Origin of the sequence: Bacillus sp. AFS001701, from assembly GCF_002559405.1 — a bacterium.
In the GTDB taxonomy this organism is placed as follows: domain Bacteria; phylum Bacillota; class Bacilli; order Bacillales; family Bacillaceae_G; genus Gottfriedia.
Genome location: NZ_NTZO01000732.1, coordinates 1 through 318 on the forward strand (window position 1 = coordinate 1; position 318 = coordinate 318).

At 28.6% G+C, this 318-nt stretch carries 1 protein-coding gene; it reads left to right on the forward strand.

Going from position 1 to position 318, the window contains the following annotated elements:
- On the forward strand, positions 1 to 318 hold a 318-nt coding region (locus CN514_RS24910), incomplete at both ends, for an FAD-dependent oxidoreductase (protein WP_176526085.1).

Here is a 318-nt window from a genome sequence, read left to right on the forward strand (position 1 = left end):
CATATTGAATGAAAGGGTAAAAAAAATTCAACAAGAAAATGACAAGGTAATCATCTATTCAGAAAATGAAATCCTTACTAGACAAAGAGAATTTGAAAGTGATTATGTAATTTCAACAATTCCATACTCTTTATTTAACTTCGTTGACGTTCTACCATTCGAGTCTTTTTCTTATAATAAATGGAAGGTTATTAGAGAGTTACATTATGCAGATTCGACTAAAATTGCACTACAGTTCAAAACCAAATTTTGGGAAAAGTTAGGTTTATTTGGTGGTAAATTAACAACTGATTTACCAATTAAGTTTTCGTATTTTCC